Annotated in this window: 14 protein-coding genes and 1 pseudogene; 10 read left to right on the top strand and 5 right to left on the bottom strand. The window is 71.5% G+C overall.

Annotated features, from left to right (window positions below):
• Positions 1-223 precede the first annotated feature (223 nt).
• From purU (ACYVM4_RS17610) to ACYVM4_RS17600, 3 genes are all read left to right on the top strand, one after another.
• Positions 224-1,144 (top strand): formyltetrahydrofolate deformylase, encoded by a 921-nt coding sequence (purU, locus tag ACYVM4_RS17610; protein WP_368823449.1) that lies wholly within the window; start codon positions 224-226, stop codon positions 1,142-1,144.
• Positions 1,145-1,386: 242 nt separating this feature from the next.
• Entirely contained in the window at positions 1,387-2,010 is a 624-nt protein-coding gene (locus ACYVM4_RS17605; RefSeq protein ID WP_368823450.1) for a cyclodeaminase/cyclohydrolase family protein, read from the top strand.
• A complete protein-coding gene (locus ACYVM4_RS17600) occupies positions 2,007-2,900 on the top strand; it encodes a bifunctional 5,10-methylenetetrahydrofolate dehydrogenase/5,10-methenyltetrahydrofolate cyclohydrolase (RefSeq protein WP_460669365.1) in 894 nt (297 codons plus the stop codon). Before ACYVM4_RS17605 ends, ACYVM4_RS17600 begins: the two co-directional genes overlap by 4 nt.
• 55 nt (positions 2,901-2,955) lie before the next feature.
• On the opposite strand, the gene ACYVM4_RS17595 is transcribed toward ACYVM4_RS17600, so the two are convergent.
• Positions 2,956-3,621, bottom strand: coding sequence for a GntR family transcriptional regulator (locus ACYVM4_RS17595; protein WP_368823452.1), 666 nt, complete (start codon positions 3,619-3,621; stop codon positions 2,956-2,958).
• 181 nt (positions 3,622-3,802) lie between these two features.
• Positions 3,803-4,471 (bottom strand): GntR family transcriptional regulator, encoded by a 669-nt coding sequence (locus ACYVM4_RS17590; protein ID WP_460669364.1) that lies wholly within the window; start codon positions 4,469-4,471, stop codon positions 3,803-3,805.
• Between the two features lie 165 nt (positions 4,472-4,636).
• Between ACYVM4_RS17590 and ACYVM4_RS17585 the strand changes: the two genes are divergently transcribed.
• The 7 genes from ACYVM4_RS17585 to purU (ACYVM4_RS17555) are packed head-to-tail and all read left to right on the top strand — an operon-like array spanning position 4,637 to position 13,328.
• The gene (locus ACYVM4_RS17585) at positions 4,637-5,932 is read left to right on the top strand and encodes a serine hydroxymethyltransferase (protein ID WP_368823455.1); all 1,296 of its coding nucleotides are present in this window, start codon (positions 4,637-4,639) and stop codon (positions 5,930-5,932) included.
• Positions 5,932-7,149, top strand: coding sequence for a sarcosine oxidase subunit beta family protein (locus tag ACYVM4_RS17580; protein WP_368823456.1), 1,218 nt, complete (start codon positions 5,932-5,934; stop codon positions 7,147-7,149). Before ACYVM4_RS17585 ends, ACYVM4_RS17580 begins: the two co-directional genes overlap by 1 nt.
• 14 nt (positions 7,150-7,163) lie before the next feature.
• Complete coding sequence (locus ACYVM4_RS17575) at positions 7,164-7,451, top strand: sarcosine oxidase subunit delta (protein ID WP_133409846.1); 288 nt, start codon at positions 7,164-7,166, stop codon at positions 7,449-7,451.
• On the top strand, positions 7,448-10,363 hold the full coding sequence (locus ACYVM4_RS17570; RefSeq protein WP_460669363.1) for a sarcosine oxidase subunit alpha family protein: 2,916 nt from the start codon (positions 7,448-7,450) through the stop codon (positions 10,361-10,363). The genes ACYVM4_RS17575 and ACYVM4_RS17570 overlap by 4 nt, the downstream gene beginning before the upstream one ends.
• Positions 10,356-11,033, top strand: coding sequence for a sarcosine oxidase subunit gamma (locus ACYVM4_RS17565; protein WP_368823459.1), 678 nt, complete (start codon positions 10,356-10,358; stop codon positions 11,031-11,033). The genes ACYVM4_RS17570 and ACYVM4_RS17565 overlap by 8 nt, the downstream gene beginning before the upstream one ends.
• Entirely contained in the window at positions 11,033-12,433 is a 1,401-nt protein-coding gene (locus ACYVM4_RS17560) for an L-serine ammonia-lyase (protein ID WP_368823460.1), read from the top strand. The genes ACYVM4_RS17565 and ACYVM4_RS17560 overlap by 1 nt, the downstream gene beginning before the upstream one ends.
• 7 nt (positions 12,434-12,440) lie before the next feature.
• A complete protein-coding gene (gene purU / locus ACYVM4_RS17555) occupies positions 12,441-13,328 on the top strand; it encodes a formyltetrahydrofolate deformylase (protein WP_460669366.1) in 888 nt (295 codons plus the stop codon).
• A 127-nt stretch (positions 13,329-13,455) separates the two neighbouring features.
• On the opposite strand, the gene ACYVM4_RS17550 is transcribed toward purU (ACYVM4_RS17555), so the two are convergent.
• The 3 genes and pseudogenes from ACYVM4_RS17550 to ACYVM4_RS17540 form a co-directional block, all read right to left on the bottom strand.
• The gene (locus tag ACYVM4_RS17550) at positions 13,456-14,046 is read right to left on the bottom strand and encodes a maleylpyruvate isomerase family mycothiol-dependent enzyme (protein WP_460669362.1); all 591 of its coding nucleotides are present in this window, start codon (positions 14,044-14,046) and stop codon (positions 13,456-13,458) included.
• A gap of 295 nt (positions 14,047-14,341) precedes the next feature.
• Positions 14,342-15,022: an MBL fold metallo-hydrolase gene (locus tag ACYVM4_RS17545; RefSeq protein WP_368823462.1), complete on the bottom strand. Its 681-nt coding sequence runs from the start codon at positions 15,020-15,022 to the stop codon at positions 14,342-14,344.
• Positions 15,019-15,318: pseudogene (locus ACYVM4_RS17540) on the bottom strand (S-(hydroxymethyl)mycothiol dehydrogenase); the annotation flags it as partial. The gene ACYVM4_RS17545 and the pseudogene ACYVM4_RS17540, both read right to left, overlap by 4 nt.

Here is a 15,318-nt window from a genome sequence, read left to right as displayed (position 1 = left end):
CGAACACCACATCGGCGCCTTCCACGACTGGATCACCGACAAGATCGGCGACGTCGTCCCCGCGCCCGGCAGCTAGGCCCCGCCCCGCGAGTAGACGCGGCCCGGCCGCCTCCGGTCGGCACGGCACCGTGACGGGCCCCTCGGCGCGGTGACGTGCCGGCCGGAGGTCCCGCCGGCACGTCAGTCACACCCAGCAGTCGAACATCCCAGGCAGGAGCCATCCATGACCGCCGTAGACACCCTTTCCTCCTCCGTGCAGCCGAGCGCGGCCCCCACGGCGGCGCCCGACGGGAGGACACTCCCTCAGTTCGTGCTGACGATCAGCTGCCAGGACCAGGTGGGGATCGTCCACGCCGTCACGGAGTTCCTCCTCGCCCACGGGGCCAACATCAAGGAGCACCAGCAGTTCGACGACCCCGTGCACGGCGTCGTCCATCTGCGCACCGCGTTCACCGGCCCGGACGAACTGCGCCTCGAGACGATGGAGACGAACTTCGCCGCCATCGCCGACCGGTTCGACATGCGCTACCGCATCCACGACCAGACGCCGCCGCGGCTGTTGGTCATGGTGTCCAAGGGAGGTCACTGCCTCAACGACCTGATCTTCCGGTGGCGGGCCGGCGGCCTCGGGGGCGAGATCGCCCTGGTGGTCTCCAACCACGAGGATCTCCGCCCCATGGCCGAGGCGGCGGGCCTGCCCTTCCTCCACGTCCCCGTCTCCCCGGCCACCAAGGAGGCGGCGGAGCAGCGTCTGCTGGAGCTGGTCGAGGAGCACGACATCGACCTCGTGGTGCTGGCTCGCTACATGCAGATCCTCTCGGACGACCTGTGCCGCGCGCTGGCGGGGCGGGCCATCAACATCCACCACTCCTTCCTGCCGGGCTTCAAGGGAGCCCGTCCCTACCACCAGGCCTACGAGCGGGGCGTGAAGCTGGTCGGCGCCACCGCTCACTACGTCACGGCCGACCTGGACGAGGGACCGATCATCGAGCAGGAGGTCATCCGGGTGGACCACACCTACGACCCGCGGGCCCTCTCCACCGTGGGACAGGACGCCGAGGCGCTGGCCCTCTCCCGTGCGGTCCGCTGGCACTGCGAGCACCGCGTGCTCCTGGAGGGCACCAGCACCGTCGTCTTCCGCTGAGCCGCACCGCCCCGGCGGTCGTCCCGTGTGCTCGAGCACGGGCTTCCCGGGGATGGTGACCGCCTCACGACCGGGACGGCGCGACCGCACGGCCGAGTCCTTCCAGCCCGCGGCACCGTTTCACCAGACCTGCGGCCCCGATCCTGCTTCGCCACCGGGGTCGGGGCCGCAGCCTCCCCTGCACCGGCCGGATCCACCGGCATCCGTCGCTGTCCAGCAGCACCCACCGAAGGAAACAGACCATGATCGGTTCGGAGACCCTCAACGACTACCTGGAGCGCCTGGCCTCCCGGGAGCCCACGCCCGGGGGCGGGGCGGCCGCGGCGTTGCACGCTGCCCAGGGGGCTGCCCTGATCGCCATGGTGGCGCGCTACACCACCGGTGCGCGGTACGCCCAGCACGAAGAGCGGTCCCTCCGGATCGCCGCCCGCGCCGACGGCATCATCCCGGAGGCGCTGCAGCTGGCCGACGACGACGAGAAGGCCTTCGCGGCCGTGATCGCCGCGTACCGCCTGCCCTCGGCCTCGGAGGAGGACCGAGCCGCTCGTTCCGAGGCCATCCAGCAGGCCACGATCGCGGCGGCCGCACCTCCGCGGGCGCTGATCGGCCTGGCCACGGAGGTGATCGACCTGGGCCGGGAGCTGGCCGAGTTCAGCAACCCCAATGTGATCAGCGACGTGGCCGCCGCTTCCGAGGCTGCCCGGGCCGCCATCGCCACGGCCCTGATCACGCTGGACATGAACATCAGCGCGATCACGGACGAGAAGACCCGGGCGGAGTTCACGGACGGACTCCAGGACGGCCACGATGCCGTCCTGTCCGCCCAGTCCGTGACCGACCGCGTGCGCGAGAAGGTGATGGCATGACCGCGCGCCGGCTGACCGGTGCCCCCGTCGCACAGCGGCTGCGGGCCGAGACCGAGGACAACGTCACCACGCTGCGCCACCGCGGGGTGGTCCCCGGGCTGGCGGTCGTGGTGGCCACCGACAACGAGGCGACCCTGTGGTACGTCCGCTCCATCGCGCGGGCCGCCGACAAGGCGGGAGTGCACTGCACGGTCGTCGACCTCGGGGCAGACGCCGGCGAGGACGAGCTCGCCTCGACGCTCGCACTGCTCAGCGCGGACGAGGACGTCCACGGGATCATCCTGCAGACGCCCCTGCCACCGGGCGTGGACGGGGACGGGCTGGTGTCCCGCATCAGCGCCGCCAAGGACGTCGACGGGGCCAACCCCCTGAGCCTGGGACGCCTGACCGTGGGACAGGATGCCTTCGCCCCCGCGACGGCCCGCGCGGTGGTCGAGATCCTGGAGCACTACGAGGTGCCCCTCGCCGGCCGGCACGTCTCGGTGGTGGGTCGCTCAGCGGTCGTCGGCAAACCGCTGCTGCAGCTGCTGCTGCAGCGTGACGCCACCGTCACCGTCTGCCACTCCCGCTCCCGGCCACTCGAGCGCTACACCTCCGAGGCGGAGATCGTCGTCGCGGCGGTGGGGCGGCCGGGTCTGCTCACCGGGGAGCACGTGCGCTCCGGTGCGGTGGTCATCGACGTCGGCACCAACGTCCTCGACAACGGCGACCTGGTCGGCGACGTGGAGCCCGTCTCGACCACCGAGGTGGCGGCGGCTCTCACGCCCGTCCCCGGCGGTGTGGGCACGGTGACGACCGCTCTTCTCGTGCTGCACACGACACAGGCGGCGCTGCGACTCAGCGACGCGCCGTCCGCCACCCGGACGCCCGCGACGGGCGCCGCGCTCTGACCGCCGGACCGGTGCTCTGACGTCCGCCGGCAACGCCCAGCGGTGCCCGTGGAAGTCAGAGCACCTGACGGATCTGCGTCTCGAAGTCCTGGACGTGGTGGAGCATGATCGTGCCGGCCTCCTCGGCGTCGCCCGCCAGGACAGCGCTCAGCAGGGCGCTGTGGACGGTGATGTGCTCCTGCAGCTCGGGAATGCGGTCCGCCACCACGCACCAGATGCGGGTGGCCAGGTTGCTGTAGCGCTCCAGCGTGACCTGCAGGTGGGAGTTGCCGGCCGCCGCGTAGATCGCCCGGTGGATGCGCACGTCCCAGCGCAGCGCCTCGTCCTTGGGCAGCCGCTCGTTGCCCGGACTCGCCAGCAGATCGCGCAGCTCCTCCAGCTGGGGCCGGGAGTCCCCGCCGCGCCGTTCGGCCGCCAGCCGGGCGGCGAGGGGCTCCAGCACCTCACGGACCTGCGAGATCTCCGACAGCGCGGTGATGTCCACGGTGGTGGCAAACGTCCCGCGACGGGAGTACGTGACCACCAGGTGTTCGGACTCGAGCCGTTTGAGCGCCTCGCGCAGCGGTGTCCGCCCGAGCTGCAGCTCCTGCGAGAGGCGACCCTCGTTGAGAGGGGCTCCCGGGGGGATGTCCAGGAAGATCAGCCGGTCCTGCAGCTGCAGGAACGCCTGATCGGCCAGGGAGAGCGGCTCGCCCTGGGCGTGGAGGGGCGTGGTGGACATGGCGTGGTGTGCACTTTCCGTCGGCGTCGGGGAGCCACCGCGAGCGGACTCCTCCTGGAAGGGCCTTTCCCCTACCGTAGCGTCACTTCCCACCGGATGCGGCCTGGTTCGTGCGCCCGGTGTCCCGTCGGGTCCTCGGAGCCGTCGCCGCGGCGGAGGAGCCACCCGCGGCCGGACGGGTTCACAGCACGACCCGCATGGTCCGCTCGAAGCTGGTGACGTGGTCGAGGGCAAGACCGGCGGCCTCGTCGGCGCGCCCGGCGGCGATCGCCTCCAGCAGCTGCACGTGCTCGTGCACGTGCCCGGAGACCCCGGGCACCCGGTCGAGCACGAGGCACCAGATGCGGGTGGCGAGGTTGTCCAGCCGCACCAGCGTCTCCTCGAGGTGGTCGTTGCCCGCGGCCCGGTAGATCAGACGGTGCACGTCGAGGTCAGCGCGCATGAACGTACGGTTCGTCGACTCGCCGCAGGCGAGCTCCCCGAGGGTGCGGGCCAGATCCTGCATCTGCTGCCGCACGGCCGGAGGAGCCGACAGGGCGGCCTTGTGCGCGGCGAGCGGCTCGAGGTGCCGGCGGAGCTCGGAGACGTCGGACAGGGCCGTGATGTCCACCTGCGTGGCGAACGTCCCCCTCCGGGGATAGGAGACCACCAGGTGGTCCGTCTCCAGCCGCTTCAGCGCCTCCCGGATCGGAGTCCTGCCGATGCCCATCTCGGAGGCGAGGAGCGCGTCGTGGATCATGGCGCCCGGACGGATCTCGAGCATGGTCAAGCGGTCGCGCAACCGCCCGTAGGCCTGATCTGCCAGCGACACGGGGGCCTCTGGACCGTACTCGGTGATGATGGCGCTCATGACTTCCCTCCTGGATCGAGGCCGGTGGATCGCGGCCTGCGCTGCGGTTGTCGACGGGGCTCCGTCATCCATTGACACCCTGTGACCCCTAGCATACCTTTGAACCACAGCTGATATATCAAACTCGTATCAGCATTGGAATGCGATCCGTTTAGGAGCTCAGGGATGCCCGATCTGAACACTCACCTGGCCGAAGCCGACCCGGAGATCGCGGCGGCCATCGACCAGGAGCTGGTCCGCCAGCAGTCCACGCTGGAAATGATCGCCTCGGAGAACTTCGCCCCCGTGTCGGTGATGGAGGCGCAGGGCTCCGTGCTGACCAACAAGTACGCCGAGGGCTACCCCGGCCGGCGCTACTACGGCGGCTGCGAGCACGTCGACGTCGTCGAGCAGCTGGCGATCGACCGCCTCAAGGCACTGTTCGGCGCCGAGGCCGCCAACGTCCAGCCCCACTCGGGCGCCCAGGCCAACGCCGCCGCCATGTCGGCGCTGCTGGACCCGGGGGACACCATCCTGGGCCTGAACCTCGCCCACGGCGGGCACCTCACCCACGGGATGAAGCTGAACTTCTCCGGCAAGCTCTACAAGGTCGCCGCCTACGGCGTCTCCGAGCAGGACCACCGCATCGACATGGCCGAGGTCGAGCGCCTCGCGCTCGAGCACCGGCCCAAGCTCATCGTCGCCGGGTGGTCGGCCTACACCAGGCAGCTGGACTTCGCCGCCTTCCGCCGCATCGCCGACCAGGTCGGTGCCTACCTGATGGTGGACATGGCCCACTTCGCCGGGCTCGTTGCCGCCGGGCTGCACCCCAACCCCGTCCCGCACGCCGACGTGGTGACCACGACCACCCACAAGACCCTCGGCGGTCCGCGCGGCGGCGTGATCCTGTCCAAGCAGGAACTGGCGAAGAAGATCAACTCCGCGGTCTTCCCGGGCCAGCAGGGCGGCCCCCTCGAGCACGTGATCGCAGCCAAGGCCGTGGCCTTCAAGTACGCCGCGACCGAGGAGTTCGCCGACCGTCAGGCGCGCACCCTGGAGGGCGCCAAGATCCTGGCCACCCGGCTGCTGTCCCCGGACGTCATGGCCACCGGGATCAACCTGGTCAGCGGCGGCACCGACGTGCACCTGGTGCTGGTGGACCTGCGGAACTCCGAGCTCGACGGACAGCAGGGCGAGGACCGTCTGCACCGCATCGGGATCACGGTCAACCGCAACGCCGTTCCCTTCGACCCGCGCCCGCCGATGGTCTCCTCCGGGCTGCGCATCGGCACCCCGGCCCTGGCCACCCGCGGCTTCGGGGCCGAGGAGTTCGCCGAGGTCGCCGACATCATCGCCCAGGCGCTGATCCAGGAGCTGACCGACGAGCTCGCCGAGCAGCTGCGCGACCGGGTGGCCGCCCTGGCCGAGCGGTTCCCGCTCTACCCGAACCTGTCCACTCCCGTCCTGAACGGAGCCCTCTGATGGCCGATCTGCTGCCGGAGCACCCGGACTTCCTCTGGCACAACCCGGACCCGAAGCCCTCCTACGACGCCGTGATCGTCGGCGGCGGCGGGCACGGGCTCGCGACCGCCTACTACCTGGCCAAGAACCACGGCATGACCAACATCGCCGTGCTGGAGCGGGGCTGGCTGGCCGGCGGGAACATGGCGCGGAACACCACGATCATCCGCTCCAACTACCTGTGGGACGAGTCCGCGGCGATGTACGAGCACTCCCTGAAGCTCTGGGAGATCCTGCCGGAGGAGCTGGAGTACGACTTCCTCTTCTCCCAGCGTGGAGTGATGAACCTGGCGCACACCCTGGGCGACGTCCGCGAGTCCGTGCGCCGGGTCAACGCGAACAAGCTCAACGGCATCGACGCGGAGTGGATCAGCCCGGAGCAGGTCAAGGAGCTGTGCCCGATCATCAACATCGGTGACGACATCCGCTACCCCGTGATGGGGGCGACCTACCAACCGCGCGCGGGCATCGCCAAGCACGACCACGTGGCGTGGGCCTTTGCCCGCAAGTGCGACGAGATGGGCGTGGACATCATCCAGAACTGCGAGGTCACCGGCTTCGTCAAGGACGGCGACCGGGTGGTGGCCGTGGAGACCAACCGGGGCAGGATCAACACCGGCAAGGTCGGGCTCTGCGGAGCCGGTCACTCCTCGGTCCTGGCGGAGCTCGCCGGGTTCCGGCTGCCGATCCAGTCCCACCCGCTGCAGGCTCTGGTCTCGGAGCTGCACGAGCCCGTGCACCCGACCGTGGTGATGTCCAACCACGTGCACGTCTACGTCTCCCAGGCTCACAAGGGCGAGCTCGTCATGGGCGCCGGCGTGGACGCCTACAACGGCTACGGCCAGCGGGGCGCCTTCCACGTCATCGAGGACCAGATGGCGGCCGCGGTGGAGCTCTTCCCGATCTTCGCCCGCGCCCACGTGCTGCGCACCTGGGGCGGCATCGTCGACGTCACCCTGGACGCCTCGCCGATCGTCTCCAAGACGCCCGTGGACCAGATGTACGTCAACTGCGGCTGGGGAACCGGCGGGTTCAAGGGAACTCCCGGAGCCGGCTACTCCTTCGCCCACACCATCGCCAACGACGAGCCCCACCCCCTCAACGAGCCCTTCGCCCTGGAGCGGTTCGAGACCGGGGTCCTCATCGACGAGCACGGCGCCGCCGCCGTGGCCCACTAGGAGGCCGGACCACCATGCTGCTGATCGAGTGCCCCAACTGCGGGCTCCGCGACGAGACCGAGTACCAGTACGGCGGGGAGGCCCACGTGCCCTACCCCGAGGACCCCAGCCAGCTCTCCGACAAGGAGTGGGCGGAGTACCTCTTCTACCGCAACAACCCCAAGGGCCTGATCGCCGAGCGGTGGGCCCACGCCGTCGGCTGCCGCCGCTGGTTCAACGTCGTCCGCGACACCGTGACCTATGAGATCAAGGCCGTCTACAGGATGGGCGAGCCCAAGCCCGAGATCGGAGGCGTCAAGTGAGCGCTCAGACCCACCGCCTGTCGGCGCAGCAGAGTGCCGCCGGCAGCATCGACCGCACGAAGCCGGTGCGCTTCACCGTCGACGGGCAGGAGCACACCGGGTACGCCGGTGACACCCTGGCCTCGGCCCTGCTCGCCGCGGGGCGCATCCACTGCGGCGACTCGACGTACCTGGGCCGTCCGCGCGGGATCGTGTCCGCCGGCGTGGAGGAGCCCAACGCCCTGGTCAAGGTCGCCGCGCGCACCGGGGCCGACGTCGACGAGTCCATGCTCCCGGCCACCACGGTGGAGCTGACCGACGGGCTGCGGGCGAGCTACCTGCGCGGGCTCGGACAGCTCGACCCCCGCAAGGACGAGGCCGTCTACGACCACAAGCACGTGCACACCGATGTCCTCGTCGTCGGCGCCGGGCCCGCGGGCCTGGCCGCCGCCCGGGAGGCCGCCCGCACCGGGGCCCGCGTGATCCTCATGGACGAGCAGCCTCAGGCCGGCGGCTCCCTGCTGTCGGGCCGCGACGACGTCGTCGACGGCCTGCCCGCCCGCACCTGGGTGGCCGAGACCCTCGCCGCCCTCGAAGCGGCCCCGGAGGTCACGGTCCTGCACCGCACCACCGCGTTCGGCAACTACGACAGCAACTACGTCGTCGCCGTCCAGCGGCGCACTGGCCACCTCGCCGAGGCCCCCGGGGCCGGGGTGTCCCGGGAGCGGATCTGGCACGTGCGGGCGCAGCAGGTCGTGCTGGCCACCGGCGCCCACGAGCGGCCGGTGGTGTTCGCCAACAACGACCGCCCCGGCGTCATGCTCGCCGGCGCGGTGCGCACCTACCTCAACCGCTACGCGGTGGCCGCCGGCACGTCGGTGGTCGTGGCCACCACGAACGACTCCGCCTACGACCTGGTGGCCGACCTCGTCGCCGCCGGGGTGCGCGTCGCGGCCGTGGTCGACTCCCGCCCGGAGCTCCACGGCCGGGCCGCCGAGATCGCCGGGAGCACCGGCGTGCGCCTGTTCCCCGGCAGCGCCGTGGTGGACACCGCCGGCGACGGCGAGCACGGGCGCATCAGCGCCGTCACGGTCGCCGAGCTCGACGGGTCCGGCACGTCGGCCGGTCCCACCACGACCGTGGACACGGATCTGCTCGCCGTCTCGGGCGGGTGGACCCCGGTGGTCCACCTGCACAGCCAGCGGCAGGGGAAGCTGACCTGGGACGAGCGCCTCGCGGCGTTCGTGCCGGCCGCCCCCGTGCGGGACCAGCACACCGCGGGCTCGGTCAACGGCACCACCGACCTCGCGTGGTGCCTCACCGAGGGCGCCCTCGCCGGCGCCGAGGCCGTCCGCCGGGCCGGCTTCGAGACCCAGCCCGAGACCCCGCACGCGGAGAGCGTGGAGTCCTCACCGGTCCGGCAGCTGTGGCTGGTGCCCGGGCCCGGGGGCGGGTCCGCCGACTGGGCCCACCACTTCGTGGACCTCCAGCGCGACCAGACGGTCGCCGACGTGCTGCGCTCGACCGGCGCCGGCATGCGCAGCGTCGAGCACGTCAAGCGCTACACCTCCATCTCCACCGCCAACGACCAGGGCAAGACCTCCGGGGTCAACGCCATCGGCGTCATCGCCGCGGCCCTGAAGAGCACCGACGTCGGGGGCATCGGCACCACCACGTACCGCGCCCCCTACACCCCGGTGGCCTTCACGGCCCTGGCCGGACGACGGCGCGGCGAGCTGTTCGACCCGGCGCGGCTGACCTCGATCCACCCCTGGCACGTGGCCCACGGGGCCCTGTTCGAGGACGTCGGGCAGTGGAAGCGGCCCTGGTACTACCCCCAGGACGAGGAGGACATGGACGCAGCGGTGCTGCGCGAGTGCGCCGCCGTGCGGACGAGCGTCGGCTTCATGGACGCCACCACCCTGGGCAAGATCGAGATCCGGGGCAAGGACGCCGGGGAGTTCCTCAACCGCGTCTACACCAACGCCTTCAAGAAGCTCAAGCCCGGCATGGGCCGCTACGGCGTCATGTGCACCCCCGACGGCATGGTCTTCGACGACGGCGTGACCCTGCGCCTGGACGAGGACCGGTACTTCATGACCACCACCTCCGGTGGGGCGGCCAAGGTCCTGGAGTGGCTCGAGGAGTGGTCCCAGACCGAGTGGCCGGAGCTCGACGTGGTGTTCACCTCGGTCACCGAGCAGTACACCACCGTGGCCGTCGTCGGCCCGAAGTCCCGGGCCGTCATCGCGAAGCTCGCCCCGGACCTGGACGTGTCCAACGAGGCGTTCCCGTTCATGGCCTTCCGCGAGACCGTCCTGGCCTCCGGGATCCCCGCGCGGGTCTGCCGGATCTCGTTCTCCGGGGAGCTGGCCTTCGAGATCAACGTCTCCTCCTGGTACGGCCTGGCGGTCTGGGAGTCCGTCGCGGAGGCCGGCGCCGAGTTCGGCATCACCCCCTACGGCACCGAGACCATGCACGTGCTGCGCGCGGAGAAGGCCTACCCCATCGTGGGCCAGGACACCGACGGCACCGTCACCCCGCAGGACCTGGGGATGGACTGGGTGGTGTCCAAGACCAAGGAGTTCATCGGCAAGCGCTCCTACGACCGCCCGTCCGCCACCAGCCCCGACCGCAAGCAGCTCGTCGCGGTCCTGCCGGTGGACCGGACGTTCCGGCTTCCCGAGGGCGCCCAGCTGGTCGACCACGGCACCCCCATCACCCCGGAGCAGGGGCCGGTCCCGATGGTCGGGCACGTCACCTCCAGCTACCGCAGCGCCGCCCTGGAGCGGACCTTCGGGCTCGCCCTGGTGGAGAACGGCCGCAACCGCATCGGTGAGACGCTCCAGGCCCCGCTCGACGGGCAGCTCGTGGACGTCGTCATCGCAGAACCCGTGCTCTACGACCCCGAAGGGAACCGCCGAGATGGCTGAGCAGCTCCTGACCGACACCACCACCCTGCGCCGCAGCCCCCTCGCCCACCTCGCGCAGCAGATGCACGAGCAGAGGGTGACGGGCGAGCGGGGCGTGGCCCTGCGCGAGATCCCGTTCCTGACCATGGTGGGCCTGCGCGCGGTCCCCGGCACCCCGGCGGCCGAGGCCGTGACCGCGACGGCGGGGCTGCCCCTGCCGGGCGGCCACGGTCAGGTCACCGGCGCCCCGGACGGCACGGCGATCCTGTGGCTCGGGCCCGACGAGTTCCTGCTCGTCGGCCCCGAGGGCGTAGGGCCCGCGGAGGTCGGCCCCGCGGGGACCGACCTCCGGAGAGCGGGCACCGACGACGCCGGCACCGCCGCCGGACTGGCCCGGGCCCTCGGCACCGAGCCCGGTCAGGCCGTGGACCTGTCCGCCAACCGCACCACGCTCGAGCTGTCCGGGCCCTCGGCCCGCGCCGTGCTCGAGAAGAGCTGCCACCTGGACCTGCACCCGCGGGCCTTCGCGGTCGGCACCGCCGTGGCCACGACCCTGGGCCCGGTGCAGGTGCTGCTGTGGCGGACCGCGGAGCTGACCTGGCGGATCATGCCCCGGGCTTCGTTCGCCGAGTACACCGCCCGGTGGCTGTTGGACGCGATGACGGAGTTCGCCTCTCCCGAGGTGCCCTGATGGCCCTGTCCGTCCTGGACCTGTTCTCCGTGGGCATCGGGCCCTCCTCCTCCCACACGGTGGGCCCGATGCGCGCGGCGAGACTGTTCGCCGAAGGGCTGCGCGCAGATGCCCTGCTGGGTTCCGTGGTGAGAGTCCGTTCCGAGCTCTACGGCTCCCTCGGGGCCACCGGACACGGCCACGGGTCGGACAAGGCCGTGATCCTGGGCCTGCAGGGCGAGGACCCGGAGACCGTGGACACCGACACCGCCGACGCCCAGGTGCAGGCCAGCACGGAGCGGGGGCAGCTGTGCCTGGCCGGGACCCACCCGGTCGCCTTCGACCGTTCCAGCGATGTGGTCATGCACCGCCGCAAGTCCCTGCCCGCCCACCCCAACGGCATGACCTTCCACGCCTACGGGGCCGACGGGGAACCGGTGCGGGAGCGGACCTTCTACTCGGTGGGCGGCGGGTTCGTGGTCGACGGGGCGGCCACCGGCGCGGACCGGGTCGTGGCCGACGACACCGCGGTGCCGTACCCGTTCACCACCGGGGGCCAGCTCCTGGAGCACTGCCGGCGGGAGGGGACGTCCATCGCCGGGATCATGGCCGCCAACGAGGCCTCCTGGCGGCCCGAAGAAAACACCCGGGCATCGCTGCTGCACATCTGGTCCATCATGCAGCAGTGCGTGGAGAACGGCTGCACCCGCACCGAGGCCCGGCTGCCCGGCGGACTGAAGGTCCGCCGCCGGGCCCCGGCTCTGCGGGCCCGGCTCCGGGAGGCCGAGGCCGCCGCGACCGCCGAAGGCCAGCCGGTCTCCGACCCGCTGCACGCCATGGAGTGGATCAACCTCTACGCCCTGGCGGTCAACGAGGAGAACGCCTCCGGCGGGCGGATCGTGACCGCCCCGACCAACGGGGCGGCGGGCATCATCCCCGCCGTGCTGCACTACTACACCCGGTTCCTCGCCGGGGCGGACGAGGACGGCGTGGTGGAGTTCCTGCTGACGGCGGCCGCCGTCGGCATCCTCATCAAGGAGAACGCCTCCATCTCCGGTGCGGAGATGGGCTGCCAGGGCGAGGTGGGATCGGCCTGCTCCATGGCCGCCGCCGGCCTGTGCGCGGTGCTCGGCGGCACCCCGGAGCAGGTGGAGAACGCCGCCGAGATCGGCATGGAGCACAACCTCGGGCTGACCTGCGACCCGGTGGGCGGGCTCGTGCAGATCCCGTGCATCGAGCGCAACGCCATCGGGGCCACCAAGGCGGTCAACGCCGCACGCCTGGCCCTGCACGGCGACGGCGAGCACACGGTCTCGCTCGACCAGGTCATCAAGACCATGCGCGAGACCGGCAACGACATGAAGATCAAGTACAAGGAGACCTCCCGTGGTGGACTGGCCGTCAACGTCATCGAATGCTGAGCAGCTCCTGCAGCCGCAGACCGCATCCGCCGCACCGCCCACGACGGAGCTGGTGCTGACCCTCGACTGTCCCGAGAAGCCGGGGATCGTGCACGCCGTCAGCGGTGTGCTGCTGGAGCACGGCTGCAACATCGTCGAGCTCACCCAGTTCGACGACCGGCGACTCGGCCACTTCTTCATGCGAGTGCACGTCGCCTCGTCCACGGGTGACCGCCTCGACCCCGAGACCCTCCGGACGGACCTGGCCCCGGTGGCCGAGCGGTTCGACATGCGCTGGGAGCTCAGCGAGCACGGGGCGAAGCGGCGGGTGCTGGTGATGGTCTCCAAGTTCGGCCACTGCCTCAACGACCTGCTCTTCCGCGCCCGGACCGGGGACCTGCCCGTGGACATCGTCGCGGTGGTCTCCAACCACCGGGACCACCAGCGCCTGGTCGAGTGGCACGGCATCCCCTTCTACCACGTGCCCGTCACCCAGGACACGAAGCCCCAAGCCGAGGCCCGCCTGCTGGAGCTCGTGGACCGGTTCGAGGTGGACCTCGTGGTCCTGGCCCGCTACATGCAGGTGCTCAGCGACTCGCTGGCCACCCGGATGGAGGGACGGGTGATCAACATCCACCACTCGTTCCTGCCCAGCTTCAAGGGCGCCAAGCCGTACCACCAGGCCTACGACCGTGGGGTGAAGACCGTGGGCGCCACGGCGCACTACGTCAATGCCGAGCTGGACGAGGGCCCGATCATCGCCCAGCAGCTCGTGGACGTGGACCACACCTACGGCCCGGAGGACCTCGTGGCCGCCGGGCGGGACACCGAGTGCAAGGCCCTGTCCAACGCGGTGAAGTGGCACTGCGAGGGCCGGGTCATCCTGCACGGCAACCGGACGGTCGTCCTGCGCTGAGCCGCCGGCCAGCCTGCTCGGGGCGGGCGGCCCCGAGCAGGCCGGCCGGGAGTCCGACGGCTGGGGCGTGGGCACGGGGCACGCCGTCCCGGCCCGCCCCAGGACCGGCTGTCCAGTGGCACGCGCACTAGCGGAGGCTGCGTCCGTCCGGCAGCTCGCGGTGACAGATCAGCGAGATGAGTTCGCCTGCCGGCGCGGTGACGGTCCTGCCCTCGCCCCACGACCAGTCGAGGTCGTCGGCCACCAGACGCTTCCCGGTGAGGTCGGTACCGAAGAACTGCGCGGTGCCACCGTCGGTCAGGCCGTCCAGGACCACGAGCGCCGCCTCGTCGGAGCAGGCACGGTCCAGCCCGACCGCGTTGGTGATGTCCAGGCCGTGCACGACCGCGTGGTGGAGCGCGCCCATGGCCCCGCCACCGGGCGGTTCCCACGCGGCCAGCCGGGCCGAGCGCAGGTTCGCCAGGTGCTCGCCGACGGGCAAGGATCCGTCGCGCTGCGACACGTGGTCGGAGAGCCGCTGGAAGTCGCCGCCCATGGCCGCCACCTGCTGGGCGAACTGGTCCTCGTCCATGCGGGCGGGCATCGTGACGTGCGCGACGACCTCGCGCACGCGCCAGCCCGTGCACAGGGACGGCTGATCCCACACCACGTCCGGCTGGTCCTCCAGGCTGTCCGCGATGCGGGTGAGGGTGTTCGAGACGAGGTCGTGCACATCCATGAGCGGGTCCCCTTCGTGCGGCCTGCCGCTGAGCGGACCGGAGGTCGCGCCGCGGCCGGTGCTCCGCTGTGGGGCACCGTCCTCACAGTCTCCGGCCCGATCCGTTCGAGGGCCATCAATATCTCCTGCGTGAAGCACGTGTCCCGCTTCGGGCCGTCACATCACCGCGCCGAAGGACGGCGCGTTCGTCGACCGCCGGCCCGGGTGAACGACGACCGATCCCCGCGGAGGCGCTCGCCTCCGCGGGGATCGGTCGTCGTGTTCCGGGACGTCACCCGGAGCGGCCTCCTCGACCTCAGTGGCCGCGGTCGATCCACTCCTGCAGGTGCGGTGCCTCCGCCCCGATCGTGGTGGTGTCCCCGTGGCCGGTGAGGACCTCCGTGGACTCCGGCAGGGTGAGCAGCCGCTCACGGATGGAGTCCACGATCGTGGGGAAGTCCGAGTACGAGCGGCCGGTGGCCCCGGGACCGCCCTGGAAGAGGGTGTCCCCGGAGAACAGCACCCCGCCCTCGCCGAGGTCCGGCGCGGAGAAGCACACCGAACCGGGCGAGTGGCCCGGGGTGTGCAGCACGGTGAGACGCACCCCGCCCACGGTGTAGACGTCCCCGTCGCGGATGATGCGGTCGAAGCGGCGGGTCGGGTGGACCTGTTCCCAGAGCATCGTGTCGTCCGGGTGCAGGTACACCGGTGCCCGCAGCTCCTCGGCGACCTCCACGACGGCGCGGATGTGGTCGTCGTGGCCGTGGGTGAGCAGGATGGCCGCTACCGCCCGGCCGCCGACGGCGTCCACGACCTTCTGCGGGGCGTGGGCCGGGTCGATGACCACGCACTGCTCGTCGTCGCCCACGATCCACACGTTGTTCTCCACCTCCCAGGTGCCCCCGTCGAGGGAGAACGTCCCCGAGGTCACCAGGTGCTCCACCCGGACCCGGCCCGAGGCGTCCGTGCGCGGCGCAGCGGCCTGCCGCGCGCTCATCGGGCCGCTCCGGACGATGCGGCCACGCCGGTCTCCGTCTCCGACTGCGCGGCGACATCTGCCGCCGCATCCGGAGCCGGGGCGATCTCCACGACGGAGCGCAGCACGGTGCCGGCCTTCATCTTCGCGAAGGCCTCTTCGACGTCGCCCAGGCCGATGCGCTCGGTGACGAACCCGTCCAGGTCCAGCCGGCCCAGCCGGTACTGGTCCACCAGCATCGGGAAGTCGCGGGTGGGGAGGGTGTCGCCGTACCAGGCGGACTTGATGGACCCGCCGCGGCCGAAGACCTCGTCCAG

The sequence above is a fragment of the Kocuria himachalensis genome (genome assembly GCF_054784195.1).
Note: the sequence above shows the minus strand (reverse complement) of the source record. Positions and strands in the feature narration are given on the sequence as shown.